Origin of the sequence: Psychrobacter sp. K31L, assembly GCF_017942195.1 — a bacterium.
In the GTDB taxonomy this organism is placed as follows: Bacteria; Pseudomonadota; Gammaproteobacteria; order Pseudomonadales; family Moraxellaceae; genus Psychrobacter; species Psychrobacter glaciei.
The window spans coordinates 26411-42373 of the sequence record NZ_JAGKSC010000007.1 but is presented as its reverse complement, the minus strand read 5'-3'; the positions used below and the strand labels follow the sequence as shown (position 1 = coordinate 42373).

12 protein-coding genes are annotated in these 15963 nt (G+C 43.9%); 10 read left to right on the top strand and 2 right to left on the bottom strand.

All coding sequences use genetic code 11. The features are described 5' to 3' along the window. Positions 1 to 37: 37 nt before the first annotated feature. The 9 genes from rlmN to J5X94_RS11215 all read left to right on the top strand — a co-directional run bounded on the left by rlmN (position 38) and on the right by J5X94_RS11215 (position 12180). Positions 38 to 1267 (top strand): 23S rRNA (adenine(2503)-C(2))-methyltransferase RlmN, encoded by a 1230-nt coding sequence (gene rlmN / locus J5X94_RS11255; protein WP_010199027.1) that lies wholly within the window; start codon positions 38 to 40, stop codon positions 1265 to 1267. Positions 1268 to 1510: 243 nt separating this feature from the next. Beyond that, entirely contained in the window at positions 1511 to 2446 is a 936-nt protein-coding gene (pilW, locus tag J5X94_RS11250; protein WP_228293240.1) for a type IV pilus biogenesis/stability protein PilW, read from the top strand. After that, positions 2443 to 3261 (top strand): helix-turn-helix domain-containing protein, encoded by an 819-nt coding sequence (locus J5X94_RS11245; protein WP_210541323.1) that lies wholly within the window; start codon positions 2443 to 2445, stop codon positions 3259 to 3261. The genes pilW and J5X94_RS11245 overlap by 4 nt, the downstream gene beginning before the upstream one ends. A gap of 54 nt (positions 3262 to 3315) precedes the next feature. Beyond that, complete coding sequence (ispG, locus tag J5X94_RS11240) at positions 3316 to 4431, top strand: flavodoxin-dependent (E)-4-hydroxy-3-methylbut-2-enyl-diphosphate synthase (protein WP_010199030.1); 1116 nt, start codon at positions 3316 to 3318, stop codon at positions 4429 to 4431. A gap of 84 nt (positions 4432 to 4515) precedes the next feature. Continuing rightward, positions 4516 to 5817, top strand: coding sequence for a histidine--tRNA ligase (gene hisS / locus J5X94_RS11235; protein WP_210541322.1), 1302 nt, complete (start codon positions 4516 to 4518; stop codon positions 5815 to 5817). Positions 5818 to 5882: 65 nt separating this feature from the next. Continuing rightward, on the top strand, positions 5883 to 6674 hold the full coding sequence (locus J5X94_RS11230; protein WP_210541321.1) for a YfgM family protein: 792 nt from the start codon (positions 5883 to 5885) through the stop codon (positions 6672 to 6674). A 191-nt stretch (positions 6675 to 6865) separates the two neighbouring features. Further along, complete coding sequence (gene bamB, locus J5X94_RS11225; RefSeq protein WP_210541320.1) at positions 6866 to 8074, top strand: outer membrane protein assembly factor BamB; 1209 nt, start codon at positions 6866 to 6868, stop codon at positions 8072 to 8074. A 559-nt stretch (positions 8075 to 8633) separates the two neighbouring features. Then, positions 8634 to 10055 (top strand): ribosome biogenesis GTPase Der, encoded by a 1422-nt coding sequence (gene der / locus J5X94_RS11220; RefSeq protein ID WP_010199034.1) that lies wholly within the window; start codon positions 8634 to 8636, stop codon positions 10053 to 10055. Between the two features lie 166 nt (positions 10056 to 10221). Continuing rightward, a complete protein-coding gene (locus tag J5X94_RS11215) occupies positions 10222 to 12180 on the top strand; it encodes a sensor histidine kinase (protein WP_210541319.1) in 1959 nt (652 codons plus the stop codon). 240 nt (positions 12181 to 12420) lie between these two features. Here the strand turns inward: J5X94_RS11215 and J5X94_RS11210 are convergent, their stop codons facing one another. Together J5X94_RS11210 and J5X94_RS11205 are read right to left on the bottom strand one after the other, a co-directional pair. Continuing rightward, the gene (locus J5X94_RS11210) at positions 12421 to 13587 is read right to left on the bottom strand and encodes a D-alanyl-D-alanine carboxypeptidase family protein (RefSeq protein ID WP_210541318.1); all 1167 of its coding nucleotides are present in this window, start codon (positions 13585 to 13587) and stop codon (positions 12421 to 12423) included. A 549-nt stretch (positions 13588 to 14136) separates the two neighbouring features. Further along, on the bottom strand, positions 14137 to 14571 hold the full coding sequence (locus J5X94_RS11205) for an MCR_0457 family protein (protein WP_010199041.1): 435 nt from the start codon (positions 14569 to 14571) through the stop codon (positions 14137 to 14139). 550 nt (positions 14572 to 15121) lie between these two features. Here J5X94_RS11205 and surE point away from each other — a divergent pair. Continuing rightward, on the top strand, positions 15122 to 15934 hold the full coding sequence (surE, locus tag J5X94_RS11200; protein WP_210541317.1) for a 5'/3'-nucleotidase SurE: 813 nt from the start codon (positions 15122 to 15124) through the stop codon (positions 15932 to 15934). Positions 15935 to 15963: the final 29 nt, after the last annotated feature.

Sequence of the window (15963 nt, the reverse complement as noted above, 5' to 3'; positions counted from 1 at the left end):
ACCGCTTATTTAAGCTTATGCAAAAAGGTTATCTATTATGTCCACTGTTCAATCACCGATCCAACATATCCCTACTAAGCTGACAGATAGTATCAAGCTAGTAGATGAAGCGCAGGCAAAAACCAATCTGCTAGGAATGACGCAAGCCCAACTTGCAGAGTATTTTAAGAGCATTGGCGAAAAGCCTTTTCGCTCAACGCAGGTGGTTAGGTGGATATACCAGCAGGGCGTGACAGATTTTGAGCAAATGACCAATTTAAGCAAATCATTGCGTGATAAATTATCAGCCAATGCTTGCGTCGTTCCGCCAAAAGTCATTCATCGCCAATACAGTGATGACGGCACGCGAAAATGGGTGTTCGAAGTGACTGGTGGCTCATTGGTTGAGACGGTACTGATTCCAGCAGATGACAGCAAGATAAATGGCCGTAAGACTTTATGCGTGTCTTCACAAGTTGGCTGTGCGCTGGATTGTAGTTTTTGTAGTACTGGCAAACAGGGCTTTGAGCGCGATTTAACGGCGGCTGAAATCATCGGACAATTATGGGTAGCTAATGCTTCTTATATGACTGACGAAAATGACAGCTTAGAAAACGTTGATCATAGCTTATGGGAAAATAACGTCACCAACGTCGTGATGATGGGCATGGGTGAGCCACTACTAAACTACAAGCCAGTGGTTGGTTCGATGGAGCTAATGCTTAGCGATCACGCCTATGGTTTGTCAAAACGTCGGGTGACATTATCAACCTCAGGTGTCGTGCCAAAAATGTATCAGTTGGCGCAAGATATCGATGTGGCGTTAGCGATTTCACTGCACGCACCCAATGATGAGCTGCGCAATGAGCTAGTGCCGATTAATAAAAAGTATCCGCTAGAAGAGTTGATGGCAGCCGCTCGCAATTATGTTTATGACGTCAATCCGCGCCATAAAAAGCATGTGACGATTGAATATGTGATGCTAGATGGTGTCAATGATAGCAATGAGCACGCTCATCAATTGGTGGCTTTATTAGGTGATTTGCCAAGCAAAATTAATCTGATACCGTTTAATCCATTCCCACATGCCAATTACGATAAATCAAGCAATAATCGTATCCACGCTTTTAGCAATATTTTAAGTGAAGCGGGGTTTGTCTGTACGATTCGCCAAACCCGTGGTGATGACATTGATGCGGCCTGCGGTCAATTGGTCGGACAAGTTGCTGATCGTACTAGACGTTCGGCAGCGTGGCAGCAAAGCATTAAAGACCGTGAAAACGTGTAGGGTAATATGGTTTGTGATATTGATGGTTTAGGGCAGCGTTGATAAAAGTGATAAACAACCTATAAAGGTTGGACAATTAGCTGTCTTTTATCCATCACAACGGTAATAAAATTGTAGTCATAACCGCTAATAACCATGAAGGCAGCAATTAATAGTAACTAAATTGTACTTATAGGGGCTAAATCTATTAAACTGATGCTTCTTTGATCCCCTGTACTGAACCACAGTTTTATGATGGCGGCTATGATGACTTCTAAAGATTCTTGTCAGTTCAAATATCAAAAACCATTTCTTTCAGCGTTCAAGCCGTTGATATCAGCGATTGAGTCATTGGCTACGCCAAAGCGTATGCTACTGGCAAGTGCATTGGCAGGCTTGCTATTGAGCGGCTGTCAAAGTACGACGACCAATGATCTAAAGGGTAGCACCCCTTATCAAACGTCCACGCGACCGACTAGCGATCGCAACTTGGATCAACAAGAGATTGCTCGTGTGCGCACCTCACTTGCCGCGCAATATATCCGCAAAAACGAGCTTGATACCGCGCAGCGTCAGCTAGAAAAAGCCTTTGCTGCGGATAGCCGTTACGCGCCAGCCTATGATATGATGGGCGTTTTGTTGCAGCAAGAAGGCAGCCGCATCAATCTTGAAAAAGCCGACCAGTATTTTAAAAAAGCCATCGCGCTTGATAAAGATTTTGAGCAGGCGCACAATAATTACGGCGTTTATTTGTCGCAGATGAAGCGTTACAAAGAAGCAGCGGCGCAGTTTGAAATCGCCGGTGCAGCATTAGGCTATGAAGGCCGTATTGGGGCGTTAGAAAACTTGGGTCGCACTTACCTGCAACTCGACGATCATCCGGCAGCCGCCAAAGCATTCTTGCGGGCGTTAGATGGCAATCGCAACAGTATTATTGCCCATATTGAATTGGTAGATTTATTGCTTGAGCAGCAGCGTGTGCAACAAGCACAGCGGCTCTATGATGAGACTTTGATACTGGTACAAGGGCAGGGCATTAGCCCGCGCTTGCTATTGCAAGGCATCAAAATTGCCGCTGCACAAAATAACAAAACAACGCGCCAGCAATTGGCACAGCAGCTTTTATCCGCTTATCCGTTAAGCGATGAGGCAAAACAACTTAAGACTTGGCTTAATAATCCAGAGGCACCATGGAAATGACCACCCCATCATCAAACACTCAATCTAACCAGCAGGGATCATTTGGTGCTGTATTGCAACAAGCCCGAAAAAATAAGCAAGTCAGCTTAGAAGAGGTGGCAGCTGAGCTATTTATTTTAAAACGACATCTACAAGCGCTAGAGAGTGAGAATTTCTCTGAGCTACCGCAAGCCGCTTTTGCTCGTGGTTTTGCGATTAATTATGCCAAATTTTTGGATTTAGATCCGGTAAAAATTGCAAGCAGCTTTGATGCCGCTTATCCCAAAGAGCTCAAAGCTCAATTGGCAAACAATACCGATACGCCTTTGCGCCCAATGGGTACATTGCAGCGTGATACGCATAACCGTATTCGTTTTAACCCTTTGTTAATCATAGGTGTTATCGGGCTAATCATCTTAGCGATATTTCTATTTCGTATGGTGAGCAATGCGAGCAAAGAAAATAACCAAGAACCAACCGTCGCTGTCGAGGACATATCAGCCGTCGAGCAAGCACAAGGTGCAGCGATTAATACGAATGCCAATGGGGTCGGCGCGTCTGGCTCTGCGCTCAATTTAGGCGGTGACACCAATACCAATGTGGCAGTTTTAGATGTCAAACTGAAAGATGACGCCATTATCAGCATTACTGACGCTTCTGGTAGCAACTTGATGAATGGTGCGCAGACCGCTGGTGACTATAAATTATCAGGCATGCCACCATTTAATGTACAGATTGATAATGTCGATAATGTTAGCTTAATGCTGAATCAAGAAGCCGTCGCTCTAGATACTTATGCAACGGATAAGCAGGCCAGTTTTGAGTTGGCTCCTTAGTCTTTTTTGTATTTGAGCCTATTGCTTTTTTAGTTTTAATTAAAGGATTTATGTATGTCAATGCCATCGCCTATTAACCGTCGTTTGACCAAAAAAATCTATGTCGGTGATGTCGCGATTGGTGGCGATGCACCGATAAGTGTGCAAAGCATGACCAACACGGACACCTGTGATGTGGCCGCGACCGTGGCTCAAATCGAACGCTGCGTCGAAGCTGGTGCCGATCTGATGCGCGTATCAACGCCAACGATGGACACGGTCAAAGCCTTTGGCGAGATTCGAAAGCTGGTCAGCGTACCATTGATTGCCGACGTACATTTTGACCATAAAATAGCGCTAGCGGTTGCCGAAGCGGGTGCAGATTGTCTACGTATCAATCCAGGTAATATCGGTAGCGATGCCAAAGTACGTGAAGTCGTCGCTTGTGCCAAATATCATAATATTCCTATTCGTATCGGTGTCAATGCTGGCTCATTAGAAAAAGACATTCAACGCAAATATACAGAGCCGAATGGCGCGGCGATGCTAGAATCGGCGATGCGTCATATCGATATTTTAGAACGTCTGAACTTTGATCAATACAAAGTCTCGGTCAAAGCCAGTAATGTGTTTTTGACTATGGATGCCTACCGTCTTATCTCTGCCCAAATCGACAATCCGCTGCATTTAGGTGTCACCGAAGCTGGCGTTTATCGTACCGGTTCGGTCAAGTCCGCCATTGCTCTCGGTGGCTTATTATTGGACGGCATTGGCGATACCATTCGTATCTCGTTGGCAGCAGAGCCAGAAGAAGAAATTAAAATTGGCTTTGATATTTTAAAATCGCTCAATATTCGTTCTAATGGCGTGAACTTTATTGCTTGTCCGAGCTGCTCTCGTCAAGAGTTTGATGTGATTAGAGTGATGACCGCATTAGAGTCACGCTTAGAAGATGTGCGCGAACCGATGAATTTGTCAGTGATTGGCTGTAAAGTGAACGGCCCAGGTGAGGCGAAGGAATCTGATATAGGTATCGTTGGCGCTGCACGTAAGTCATTGGTCTATCGTATGGGTGAAAAAAGCCATCTTATCGACACCAATAACTTGGTTGATGAAATAGAAAGTATGGTTCGCGCACATGCAGAAGAGCTGGCCAAAAAACGTGAGAATGAGATCATTCGGGTAAAATAAGCTGGGATAATTCCGATAGCGCTCATTGAAACGTCACAACAATAATAGAATACTTGTTAAAATTTTTAAGGATATGACCGTACCATGATTAAAGCTATTAAAGGGTTTAATGATATTTTGCCTGACCAATCCGCAAAATGGTTGCATCTAGAGGCGATATTGGCTGATGTGCTGGGTAGATACGGTTATGAACATATTCGTTTACCAATTGTAGAACAAACTGATTTGTTTGCCCGTGCTATTGGCGGAGCAACCGACATTGTCGAAAAAGAGATGTATAGCTTTACGGATAAGTCTGAGCCACCAACGCCCTTAGCATTGCGTCCTGAAGGCACAGCTGGCGCGGTACGGGCAGTGATTGAGCACAATCTACTGCGCGGTGACACACCAAAATTATGGTATATCGGCCCGATGTTCCGCTATGAGCGTCCACAAAAAGGTCGCTATCGTCAGTTTCATCAATTGGGTGTCGAAAGCTTTGGTAGTGCGCTACCGGATGCCGATGCTGAACTGATTGCCATGACGCATCTGATGTGGCAAGAGCTGGGTCTAAAAGATGAGATGCATTTGCAGCTGAATAGCTTGGGCGAGCTGGATGAGCGTCATGCTTATCGCGAGGCACTAGTTGCTTATTTAACCGACAAACAAGATCAGCTAGACGATGATAGCAAACGCCGCTTGACGACCAATCCATTGCGCATTTTAGACAGTAAAGAGGCGAGCACCCAAGCGGTATTGGCAGACGCGCCAAAGCTTGCTGACTTCTTAGGGGCAGAGAGCGTGGCGCATTTTGAACAAGTGCAAGCGTATTTGACCGACCTTGGCATCAGTTTTGAGATTAACCCGCATTTAGTGCGTGGTCTTGATTACTATAACAAAACCGTCTTTGAGTGGGTAACCGACAAGCTTGGTAGTCAAGCGACGGTTTGTGCTGGCGGGCGTTACGATGGTTTGATCGGGCAGCTAAAGTCTCTCGGCGGACGTGATGATAAAGACGACAAAAAACCAGTAAAGTCTGAGCCTGCGGTTGGTTTTGCTATGGGACTTGAGCGTTTATTATTGCTCATGGAAGCTGTCGCTCCGATTGCTGATGTGCCAGCTTGCGATGTCTTTGTCGTGGCTCACCCAGATGTTTATAGCGCGGGTATTGGTTATGCGCAAAACTTACGCTATAGCCGCGCAGACTTACAGATAAAAATGGCCAGTGCGACGAGTCTGAAAGCGCAAATGAAAAAAGCGGATAAATCTGGTGCAGCGCTGACAGTTATTATTGCGCAGCAAGAGCTGGACGATCATACCATTAGCATCAAAGACATGCAGACAGGCGAGCAAAAGACCGTCATGCAAGACTGGTTGTTAAGTAAAGATAATTTTTCTCGAAAATAATCAGTTTTGGCTTTTTTGGTTTTTAATATCAGTAATTTAATAACAATTATATCAGGTAACTACCTATGGCTCTGACACCCAATTCGCCGAATGCAGACAACTCAATGCAAGCCCTAAAGCAGTACGGCAGTTATATTGTCACTGCGATTCTGTTGGCACTGGCTGCCTATTTTGGCTGGACGTATTGGCAGGACAATCATGCCCGTGTGGATACGGTTGCTGCTGATCATTATGCGGACATCCAGCGGTTGAATGAAGAAGTCAGTCTGGCATCACAGAACCCAGATTTAGAAGCAGAGGCGAAAACGGCACTGGCAGAGAGCCGTACGCAGTTAGACAAAGATATTGATACTTTGGTGAGCACGCATGGTGAGTCAGTTTATGCGTGGCAAGCACTGATGATTAAAGCGCGCCAGCAAGTTGATAGTGATGACTTTACAGGGGCAAGCGAGACGCTAAAAAAAGCACTGGCAATCGATTTGGGTGATGCAGGTTTAACAGCAATTACCCGTCTGCGTTATGCCAAAACGCTATTGGCTGCTGGTGATGCAGATGCAGCCTTAGCCGAAGCCATCAACGATATGCCAAGCTCATTTGAAGCCAGTCAGCAAGAGTTATTGGGTGATGTGTATTTGGCACAAGACAATAAAGACTCAGCGATTAAGTCTTATAACAATGCTTGGGAATTATTACGCAGTCGTCAAGAAACACGTGCGGTATTGGCTTTAAAAATGGAAAGTCTGGGTATAGTGCCTGAGCCTATCGAGTCGCAAGCTAGCCTAATTCAAGAGTCTGCCACTGCTGAGCAGCCATTAGTGATTGAAAATACGACAGCTGCTACTGAGCAACCCTCTTAGTTTTAATGATTTATCTGATAACTCAATTATCGAATGACTAAAACCGTTCTACAAACTAAGTAGCGCAGCAAGTCAGCAGGGTAGTATTCAAAGTTAAGGTCAATATACCGAACTTTTTTATTACGGATCAATTGCTTATTTACTGATGGCTAATTTATTAATTGTTAATTTATTTGTAGTGAGAACTTATAATGACTCAATCTATTCGCTCTAGCAACACGTTAAAGGCTAAAACCATCAAGATGACGATCATGCATGTGGCTGTCATCGCAGCGATGGCAACAGCTGTCGCTGGCTGTAATCGCGGTATCAAACCTGTCGTCAACGATCCTGTTAAACTGGTACAAATTGCGCAGCCTATTAGTGTGCTACAGCCCGTGTTTAGCACTGATGTCGGTAACAAAAAAGCCAGCAAAAAAGATCCACTTGATTTGCAAGTGGGTTACGCCAACTCGCAAATTGTTACTGCTTCGCGCGGTGGTGATTTGACTGGTTTTAATAATGCCGGTCAAGAGCTGTGGTCAGTGAATGTAGGTGATCAAATCACAGGTGGTGTTGCAATAGATGCCTTGAGTCAAACTGCGATTGTCAGTACGCGTGGCGGTCAAATTATGGCCTTTGATAGCACTACTGGCGCAAAACGCTGGCAGCAGCAGTTATCAGGATCGGTATTGTCACCAGCACTTATTACTAATAATCGGGTGATTTTGTCAGCTAATGATGGTTTCTTGCATGGCTTATCACTACAGACTGGCCAGTCTGTATGGCAATTTGCTACCCAAGTACCCGCTATCAGCGTACGTGGTAGTGCGGCACCAACTTTGTTAGATGATAAAACAGCATTATTGGCCACGGCTGATGGGCGTTTACATGCTGTGACTACCGATAGCGGTTTACCGCAGTGGTCAAGACGTGTTGGTGTTGGTGCGGGCAGTAGCGAAGTTGAGCGTATGAGCGATGTCGATGGCAAGCCTGTCGTCAGTAACAATCAGCTGTTTGCCATTAGCTATAGTGGGCAATTATTAGGCATTGATTTAGCGTCACGTCAAGTCATGTTCATTAATGATCTTGCTAGCCTAAAAGCGCTTACAGTAAACAACCAGCAAGTCATTGCCACCAGCTTAGACGGAAAAGTGGTCGCTTATGATCGCAACAGTGGTGAGATGTTGTGGGAAAGTGAAGAGTTGGCTTATCGCCACTTAACCAACCCTGTTATGATTGGAAACTATATTGCAGTGGGTGATTACGATGGGGTCGTGCATTTATTTGACCCTGCCAGCGGAAAAATCGTCAGCCGTGTAGAGACCAAAGGCGCGCTCACCAACTTGCAAGCAGAAGGTAGCCGTTTGTTGACCCAAAGTACTTCTGGTCAAGTGGCTATTTGGCAATTGGCTCGCTAAGGTTTTATGAGCAGGCGCTTTATTAATAAGGTTTTTTTAAGCCTGTGATTAAGCGTACTGCTCAATGTCGATGCTATGATGAGGCTATGCCGACGTTACGAGGAATAAACGCTGCTTCGTCGGCGTTTCATGCCTTTTGCAAATGGCTTGTTTAACGCTGAGGTTTCGCGTACTCTATGCGACCGATGCGCTGCCAACATTATCTCTATATAATAGCGGTATGTAGTGCCTGTATATGATGTCTATTATATGACATCTATACCCAGTATTCGGTAATAATGCAGCCACTAGATATATCATCTATTATTGTAAAATAGCCAATAATTCACTTTTATTGCTATAGTCAGTTCAATATAATTTAGAGACAAGAAAGGCGAGTGAAAGTACTACAAATAGTAGACTAAACGAGCCTGACATCGTATTTTATTTATAGAGTATTGACTATATCGTTTTATATTTATCATTCATTTTAGTTTACGGTCAAGCGCAGTATATTTACTCATATTATTAAACGAGTAGCTGTCTTATCCGTCATTGTACCCTTCACTGAGAGTAACCCATGAGTATCAAGCCTGTGGTCGCCTTAATTGGTCGTCCAAACGTCGGTAAATCTACCTTATTTAATCAGTTCACTAAAAGTCGGCAGGCACTGGTTGCTGATTTGTCAGGGCTGACTCGTGACCGTCAATACGGCGATGCGGTATATGAAGGCAAAGCCTTTATTGTCGTCGATACGGGCGGTATTGGTGAGGCTGATGATGGTAGCGGCAACATCGATGATTATATGTCTGAGCAGTCGCATACTGCTATTCACGAAGCGGATATCATCGTATTTGTGGTTGATGCTCGTGCTGGTATGATTGGCGCTGATGCCGAAATCGGCAAATTCTTGCATACCCTTGGTAAACCCGTTTATGTGGTTGCCAATAAAGTCGATGGTGTACATGACTCCGCGCCTGCAGAGTTTTATGCCTTAGGCTTGGGCGAGCCGTATCCAATGGCTGCCAGTCATGGTCGCGGTGTCGGTAATTTGCTAGAAATACTAACCGCCGACATGCCTGAACAAGATGCGATGGTAGAACCAAGAGGCTTAAAGCTTGCCATCATTGGTCGTCCAAACGTTGGTAAATCTACCTTGGTAAACCGCTTATTGGGTGAAGATCGCGTCGTGGTGTTTGACATGCCTGGCACCACACGTGACAGCATTTATATCCCTTATAAGCGCGATGGCAAAGACTACGTATTGATTGATACCGCTGGTGTTCGTCGCCGCGGCAAAATCGATGAAAAAGTAGAGAAATTCTCGGTTATCAAAACCTTGCAAGCGATTGAAGACTCTAACGTCACGGTCATTGTCATTGATGCCCACGAAGGTATCGTTGACCAAGATCTGCATATGATAGGCTATGCACTCGATGCAGGTCGTGCCTTAGTGGTAGCGATCAATAAATGGGATGGTCTGACACAAGATCAAAGAGACTATATCAAAATTGAGATGGATCGCCGTTTCAACTTCATTCCGTATGTAAAAGTGCACTTAATCTCAGCATTACATGGTACTGGTGTGGGTAATTTATATCCATCTATCTTACGCGCTTACCAATCTTCTATGTTTGAAGTGTCAACCAACCGTTTGACCCAGATTTTACAAGATGCAGTGACCGCCAATCCGCCACCAACGGTTGCTGGTCGTCGTATCAAGCTACGTTATGCCCATATTGGTGGTCACAATCCACCCGTGATTGTCATCCATGGTAACCAAACTGGCTCGCTACCCAAAAGCTATCAGCGCTACCTAGAAAACCAATTCCGTCAGGTGTTCAAGCTCGAAGGCACACCGCTTAACGTAGTCTTTAAGCTGAACGAAAACCCATACGCCAACAAAAGCGATACGCCGACCAAAGCGAAGGCGCAGCAGTTGCGTCAGCGTGAACGCAATCGAGCGCAAAAGTTCACCACCAAAGATAAAAAACCTCGTTAACGCGGTAGACTTATTACCTTTTAGCTCTTTATAAAGCCCCAAAGTATACTCTGTTGCAGCTTTGTTATAACAAGGCTGCAACAGAGTATACTTTGGGGTTGCTCTTATAATACCTCATAAATACTTGTGATATAAACACACAGTCGTCTTAACTCAGTTGAGTGACATGAACAACCAACCGTTGCAAATCCTTCCTAAGTTTATCTGGCGCTCTGTCGTGCAAGCCATCATTTTGGCTGTGCTGGTAGGTATTCTATTGTCTTTTGTCTATGGCTTTGTGCATCACTATCAGCAACAGCATCGCCATATTCAGCAGTTGGCTGCCTTATTGACGAGCAGTGCATCGACGATAGACGGTGCAGATACTGTTGCCAAGCAAGTTAGTATTGTGTTGGCAGCAGAACCCAATATCCAAAGTATTTTATTTTATTCAACACCGCAGCCTATTGCAGATATAGATAGGTTCACAGCCTACCAGTCACACGATGATTGGCAAAACGCTTTGTTCGCTGATACGGTCAGCTTCAATTATCCGGTTGTCAGTGACGATATCACTACCGATAGCGCTGCAACGATAGCCGCTACTGAGCAAACAGACAAGTCTTTATCAGATAACATGATCGATCCGCCAGACCTTGAGGCGTTAACTGATGATAGTACCTTGGTTGGCTATATTAATATAACTTTAGACGTAGATAAACTGCGTGCCAACTGGTTGCGCAGTAACTTACTATTATGGCTTATCACCACTATATTGGCTGTCATTTGGATGCTATATATTCTGCGCAAACTCAGCTGGCCTGTCAAAGATATTGCAGCGCTAACCGACGTATGTGAAATCGTTAGCAAGCACCCAGAGCTTGAACAGCTGCCCGTTATTTCGCAGCAGTTTGAGTTTCAAGAACTGCTGCAAATTAAGCAGACTTTTACGGTCTTGTTTGATCGCTTGCAAAAGGCACAACAAGACTATGAGTCACTTGCTGTTTTTGAGCAGCAGTTACATCATAAGGATTTGTCTTTAAATGTACAGTTGCATAATTTTCAAAGCATGATTACCCATGAGTTAAAAACCTCGCTGAATGCTATTGTGGGCGGCTTACAGATATTAGATGATGAGCGACTAAGTGATGAGCAAAAAGACGCGTTAGATATCATTCGTAATGGCAGTGAAAAATTGGTATTGTCACTTGACCAAATCATTCAGTTGAATCAAATACAAAAAGGTCAGATTAGCATCCATTCGAGCGAGTTTAATCCGCTTCAGTTAATTGCTGATCTGTTGGTGGATTTTGAGTCTATTGCTAAACAAAAAGGCTTGACGTTACTCAGCCATGTCTATCATATAGACTATACTCTTGAAGGCGATGTCGACAAAATAAAACAGGTACTATCGATACTCCTTAGTAATGCGATTAAGTTTACCCCAGTAGGGCAAGTGAGTATTACCTCGCAATTGACTCACTTTGACAACAGTAACCGTTGGCAAATCACTATTAAAGATACCGGTATTGGGATCGATAGTGATTATATCGAGGATATTTTCAACCCATTTTTTCAGGTGGATTCATCACAAACCCGTCAATATGAGGGGACGGGTATCGGCTTGCCAGTGGTCAAACAAATCGCTCAGCTAATGAGCGCGACTATCGAGGTTGAGAGTACCTTAGGCGTCGGTACACAGTTCATATTCACTATTCCTTTGCCCAATAAACACCAAGTTCATCAGCAAAACCTGTTGGCTGGTTTGGTTGTAGTTTACTATTATATTCATGAAACAGGGTTTTTGGTGGATGAGCTCCAGCGTTTGGGAGCGGTGGTCATCTGTCATCAGCAGGGGCATCTCGTTATCGATGAGCTAAATACGAGAAAAGTCGATATGGTGATGTTTGCAGAAGACGTGCCCTCGAGTAATGCTGAAGTCATAGCCAAGCGTATACGCCAGTTTGAAAGCTACCAGAGTGAGTACCGTGCTTTATTAGTGTATTGGTACGCCCCAGATCAGTCGCAATATTTAGACAGTTTTGAGCATGGGCTAAAAGCGGCTGGTGTCGATTATTGCCATAGCGCCGCCTATGATGATAAAGCCTTAAGTGATCTGCTAAAAAGTTGGCTAATATGGGCTTAACTCATTATAAAACTTTCTTATTTTAAAGGGATGGCTTTTAAATAAATTATTCTGAAAGTGATTAGCCTAGACAGACTAAGTTTAGAGATAACCTTACATCAAATGAACTGGTTTCAATATAAATTAGCGTAAACCTCAACACGCCTTAACATAGCAATAAAAAAGACGCCCATATTTAAGGCGTCTTTTTTATTAATTGATACTTTTAAAAAGTATTTGTGTTATTACTAAAGCACCAATTTAAAATAAGTTTTGTACCCAGCGTACCGCATGTTGCCACATACGACTCATAAAGCCTGATTGCTCGACATCATTGGTCGCGATGATAGGCACTGATGCGACTGCTTTACCATCAATGATAGCCATCAATTTGCCAACTTCTTGACCCTTTTTGATAGGTGCTTCTAGGCTTTCAGGGATATCAACCACGGTCGTGATTTTATTTTTCTGCGTTTTGCTGGTTAAAATTTGCAGATTGTCACCCGTGGTTAGCTCTACTTCCTCAGCTTCCCCAAACCATACAGGGATTTTGCTTACGAATTGGCCAGCAGGTGCTTTGGTTACGGTAGTAAAATGACCAAAGCCCCAGTTGAGCAGCTCACGTGATTGGTCGGCACGTGCTTGCTGGCTCTCTGTTCCCATAATCACAGAAATCAAGCGCATGCCATCACGATTGCTTGAGGCGACTAAGCAATAGCCCGCGGCATCGGTATGACCTGTTTTTAGACCGTCAACAGTAGAGTCGGTGCTTAGTAGGGCGTTACGGTTACCTTGCGTAATGCCATTGTAGGTAAACTCTTTTTCGGCATAAATACCATAATAGTCACCGCTATTTTTGACGATAGCGCGCGCCAACTTGGCCAAATCCAATGCAGAGGCTTCATGACCTTCATCAGGCATGCCGGTAGAGTTAACGAAGTGGGTGTTCTCCATACCAAGCTTTTGCGCTTGCTCATTCATTAAGATGGCAAATGAGTCTTCGCTACCAGCAATATGCTCCGCCATCGCTTTTGAGGCATCATTACCTGATTGAATGATAATACCGCGCAGCATATCGATAACGCTGGCCGTCTTGTTTACCGGCACATACATACAAGATTGACTGCTACTACCGCGACACCAAGCATTTTTGCTCATCAATACTTGTTCTTCTTCTTTGAGATCACCTGATGCTAAGCGCTGCTCAATGATGTAACTGGTCATCATTTTTGTTAGAGACGCTGGTGGAAGAGCTTGATTGGCATTTTTTTGTGCCAAAATTTCACCAGTATTGTAGTCCATTAGCACATAGGCTGTATTTTCCATTTCAGGTGGCTGAATGGCGGCGCTCGCCATCACTGCACTCATAGAAATACTCATGCCAACTACCAGCTGCACCAGCTGTTTTTTTACACGCTTTACTGTCATAGATTGTTACACCGCATCATGGAACCAAATGTATCTATCGCATCATAGCTGGTAATAAACCTCACACCTTCTATCAAACCGTATGTGTTAAATATAAGGGTTTAAAAGAGTATGTGAATGAGGAAAACCATGCCTGAGCGACGGACATAAAATTAACGCCTTATCTTAGCAAAATGCCAACCGATGGGGAATCGATAAATACAAAAAATAGGACCCGACTAAAAAAGAGAGACAATGCTTATAAAGCATTTCGATATATCAGGATTTATGCATATTTTTCACGTACCACAAAAAAGCTTGCCGCACCCACTGCAATTGAACAGTCGGGTGATAGCAAGCTTCTTCTAAGCGTAATGAGCTTATTTATTAAGCCCATTACGCTATCATTCCAGTTATTGAATTTGATAGGGCAAAAGCAGCAATATCTGTGCTTTTTATGGTTATTTATTGCTGCTTATATCCGATTGAATAATAGAGCTGGTTATATGGAGTAGTATTCTTAGGTTTAATAATGTCTACGTTTTAGCCATAAAACTAAAAGCATCGTAATTAATATTCAGCATTTGCCAAATCTTCACACAAGGCTTTGTTCTCTTGCTTGGAGAAGCCCATAGTCCAGCTACGGATGCCTTGTAATATTTGGCGATAATCCTGCTGTGTTGATAGATATTGAATCGCCGCTTTTGGATCTTCTAAAGACGGCATCAATTCATGCAACTGAACGGTATAAGACTTATAAAAACGCTGTTTCTGTTTGCCATTTAGCATCGGTGGACAAATCTCAGACAATACTTGCATCACGGCAATTTCATGCTTGGTGATATTCATGCCAGACATATCCAATGGGATAGTGGTTGCTGGATTGGGTGCAGCATTGGTCGCTTGAGACAGCATGGCAACAGACGTTATCAGTCCTGCAAAACCAATTTTTGAGGCGGTCTTTGCTATCACAGAAGCTATAGATAATATCGATTGATTATTCATTCAGTATCACACTCGCTTATCTTTATTTAATGGTCATATGTTAATGGGTAAAAAAACAAAAGTCACATAAAATATTGATTTATGTGTAGATATATTGTGAGCCAAAGGCATTTTGCAGCAACATATCAGTAGTATCAGCTTATAAGTTACGTCAGCATAAAAGTATAAGTTTATATTGTTGTGCGTTGTTGTCTATTGTAACGTGTTACCGACCAGTTTTACTTTCAAATTACGATTTGACTGCCGTGAAAGATCAAGGGTCGTGTCAAACAACAGGCAGATTCAGCGCAAAGAGTGGGTTCGTGTCTCTCCACGATTAAGGTATAATCGCCCACAATGTCGTTGCACCTAACACCGTTATAAGGGTAAGGTGCTACCTAATAATGACCATTGCTACGAGAAAACTGAGTGATAACAATCGTTTTTAGCCGTCCGTCAGTGTGAGTTGCGCTAAGCAATAAACCGTCAAATAACGGGCTGAGTATAACAATTCTATCCTTTTAAAGTAGACAAGCAGACAGACGGTCAAACCTAAATATATTGAGTACAAATGAAATTTTTAGTGAGTAATGATGATGGGGTACATGCGCCAGGATTGTTAGCATTGGCGCAAGCCTTATCAAAGGTTGGCGAGGTGATGGTCGTTGCACCAAACAATGAGCAGAGCGGCTGTGGTAGTGCCTTGAGCATCTCCCAGCCATTATATACTCATCAATTACCCTCGGGGTTTATCGCGGTTAATGGGTCGCCTGCGGACTGTGTTTATTTGGCGTTACACGAGCTATATCAAGACACACACTTTGACTGCGTGATTACCGGTATTAACTCAGGGGCTAACTTGGGGCAAGATGTATTGTTTTCGGGCACTTTTGGCGCGGCATTGACCGCGCAGCTCTTTGGATTGCCTGCAATTGCAACTTCTCTAGTCGGTGCAAGGATGACAGGCGATGGACAAGATCAAACGAGCCGCTATCAAATGGCCGCCGATGAAATCGTCAAACTGCTAACCGAAACATCTATAGTAGAGGCATTCAAAAGTTTGCCCTATCATGTATTAAACGTTAATATCCCCGATGTAAATGATGCCGATGACATCAAAGGTCGAAAAATTACTTGTCTGGGACATAGCCAAATAGCACGGCCTGTGCACCATGTGGTGGATCCGCGCGGGCGAGATGCCTATTGGCTATCGCTACGTAAGCAGCAATACAAGTCGCCATCAGAAATTGAAGACACTCAGTCATCGGCAACTAATATGACGGACGACCAAGCGGTGGCAGCGGGTTATATTAGTCTATCACCAGTACGCTTGCATCATACGCCAGCAGACACTCTCAATAGGCTGTCGGCGTTAATGCTATAATTTAGCGCTGCCAAAAATTAGAAAAATCA

Bases quoted from the DNA above. Each gene is read 5' to 3' on its own strand.
- J5X94_RS11215 (WP_210541319.1), top strand. From the start codon at position 10,222: ATGAACAACCAACCGTTGCAAATCCTTCCTAAGTTTATCTGGCGCTCT.
- surE (WP_210541317.1), top strand. From the start codon at position 15,122: ATGAAATTTTTAGTGAGTAATGATGATGGGGTACATGCGCCAGGATTG.
- pilW (WP_228293240.1), top strand. From the start codon at position 1,511: ATGATGACTTCTAAAGATTCTTGTCAGTTCAAATATCAAAAACCATTT.
- rlmN (WP_010199027.1), top strand. From the start codon at position 38: ATGTCCACTGTTCAATCACCGATCCAACATATCCCTACTAAGCTGACA.
- J5X94_RS11205 (WP_010199041.1), bottom strand. From the start codon at position 14,571: ATGAATAATCAATCGATATTATCTATAGCTTCTGTGATAGCAAAGACC.
- hisS (WP_210541322.1), top strand. From the start codon at position 4,516: ATGATTAAAGCTATTAAAGGGTTTAATGATATTTTGCCTGACCAATCC.
- J5X94_RS11230 (WP_210541321.1), top strand. From the start codon at position 5,883: ATGGCTCTGACACCCAATTCGCCGAATGCAGACAACTCAATGCAAGCC.
- bamB (WP_210541320.1), top strand. From the start codon at position 6,866: ATGACTCAATCTATTCGCTCTAGCAACACGTTAAAGGCTAAAACCATC.
- ispG (WP_010199030.1), top strand. From the start codon at position 3,316: ATGTCAATGCCATCGCCTATTAACCGTCGTTTGACCAAAAAAATCTAT.
- der (WP_010199034.1), top strand. From the start codon at position 8,634: ATGAGTATCAAGCCTGTGGTCGCCTTAATTGGTCGTCCAAACGTCGGT.
- J5X94_RS11210 (WP_210541318.1), bottom strand. From the start codon at position 13,587: ATGACAGTAAAGCGTGTAAAAAAACAGCTGGTGCAGCTGGTAGTTGGC.
- J5X94_RS11245 (WP_210541323.1), top strand. From the start codon at position 2,443: ATGACCACCCCATCATCAAACACTCAATCTAACCAGCAGGGATCATTT.